At 38.5% G+C, this 1,864-nt stretch carries 3 protein-coding genes; 1 reads left to right on the top strand and 2 read right to left on the bottom strand.

The annotated features are described in order from the left end of the window. Positions 1-202: 202 nt before the first annotated feature. On the bottom strand, positions 203-376 hold the full coding sequence (gene rpmF, locus AC1DUW_RS27460; protein ID WP_477644005.1) for a 50S ribosomal protein L32: 174 nt from the start codon (positions 374-376) through the stop codon (positions 203-205). 65 nt (positions 377-441) lie between these two features. Further along, on the bottom strand, positions 442-963 hold the full coding sequence (locus AC1DUW_RS27455; protein ID WP_053345222.1) for a YceD family protein: 522 nt from the start codon (positions 961-963) through the stop codon (positions 442-444). Positions 964-1,181: 218 nt separating this feature from the next. Here AC1DUW_RS27455 and AC1DUW_RS27450 point away from each other — a divergent pair. Next, the coding region (locus AC1DUW_RS27450; RefSeq protein ID WP_477644004.1) for a tRNA(Met) cytidine acetate ligase at positions 1,182-1,864 on the top strand (683 nt) is incomplete at its 3' end.

The following is a 1,864-nucleotide window of genomic DNA, read 5'->3' as shown; positions in this document are numbered from 1 at the left end:
ATCTTCATGTAACCGCGTACATCCTTTTCAACAATTAGCACTTGATTCATGTAAACACCTTCTCCAATAAATTGTCTGTCAATCTGCAAAAAATTCTAAATATTCTGCCAAAAATCTTGGTAAAAAAAGCACAGAGAAATATCTCTGTGCTTTGATTAGCGTGTTGCATCAAGAAAGCAAAGCTTTCAAGTAGGTCAAGAAATTATTTTGCGACAACTTCTTTTCCTTTGTATGTTCCACATTCTTTACAAACGTGATGTGAAAGAGTCATTCCACCACAGCTTGGGCATTCTACCATACCAGGTACTYGAAGCTTGAAGTGTGTACGACGTTTTCTTTTTACAGTTTTCGACGTTCTTCTAAAAGGTACAGCCATTATTCCCACCTCCTTAAAAAATATAAAAAAGCTGGAAAAATCGAATTAACGATTTTTCGTTCCAATCAAGATTCTTTATTGTTGTCAAAAAAGTCGGCAAGCTTTGCAAATCTCGGATCAACCTTATGTTTACTTTCTTCTTCAGAAATAACAGCCCAGTCTTTCCCAGATTGAGGAGCAGCTTCGTTCGAATCGACATCCTCACAAAAAACCTGCATCGGAATTTCTAGCAATAAATTTTCTTTAATTACCGGTATAAGGTCTACAACATCGCCTTCCACAACAGTGACATCATCTCCGTAGAAATCAGTGTCATCTGCCTTTAAAAGAAAGGTTTCCTTTGTATCAATATCAATCGGATATTTCACGTCTACCAGTGTACGGGAGCATGGTAATGTTAATTCACCTGAAAGATGCAAGTGAAAAGTAATCTCGGTCGAGTTGATATCAGCTCTTCCTGCTACTCTAATCGGAGAAACATCGCGAATTTGCGGGTCTCTTTCCTTAATGTCTAAGACATCCACTAGTTCATCAAACCGTAAATCTTTGTCCCGAATTTTTTGAAGTTGACTAATCGTCCATTTCAAATGAAATCACCTCAAGGCAACAAAAATAATTATAGCTTTCAATTATAAGTTTGTCAATATTTTTTCTTTACACTATAATGTAGTCATCCTAACTGATTATCCAAGTTTATGATTCATTTTAAACAAAAAATCACGAAGAATCATTATAGTAATTTTACTTGAAATACTATTTTAGCACTAAGTTGAAAAAATACAAAGTTTTTCTCTGAGGTGAAGGAATGAAAGCTTGCGGTTTAGTAGTCGAATATAACCCTTTTCATAATGGACATGTTTTACATGCTAGAGAAAGTAGAGAAAATACAGGGGCAGATGTCGTGGTAGCGGTTATGAGCGGACCATTCTTACAGCGCGGTGAACCTGCTATTGTCAGTAAATGGGCAAGGGCGGAAATGGCTTTACGCGGCGGCATTGACCTTGTCATCGAGCTTCCCTATGCCTTTGCAACCCAGAAGGCGGAGATCTTTGCAAAAGGCTCGATTTCTCTTTTGGAATACCTTGGCTGCGACTCTTTTTGCTTTGGAAGCGAGGATGGCCGAATTGAACCATTCATAATGGCTCATAAAATTCTTTCTGACAATTCTGTAGCAATCGATGCAGCCATTAAATCGGCCATGGATGCCGGTAACAGCTATCCGACAAGTGCCTCCTTGGCTTTTCAATCGATAATCCAAAATGATGATGTGCTGGATTTGACGAAGCCAAATAATATTCTTGGTAAAGAATATGTTAGTGTTGCCCTAAAAAACAGTTTTTCAATTCAACCCTATACGATTAAACGGGTTGCGGCCGGATACCATGAAACACAGTTGACTTCCGAGTCGATAGCAAGTGCAACAGGAATCCGGAAAGCCCTCATGGAACAAAAACAGGAATTGGAGGCTGTTGCTGGCTATATTCCACA

The organism is Peribacillus sp. P4_C12 (genome assembly GCF_056402095.1).
The sequence above is the reverse complement of the archived record's forward strand: the minus strand, read 5'-3'. Positions and strand labels throughout refer to the sequence as shown.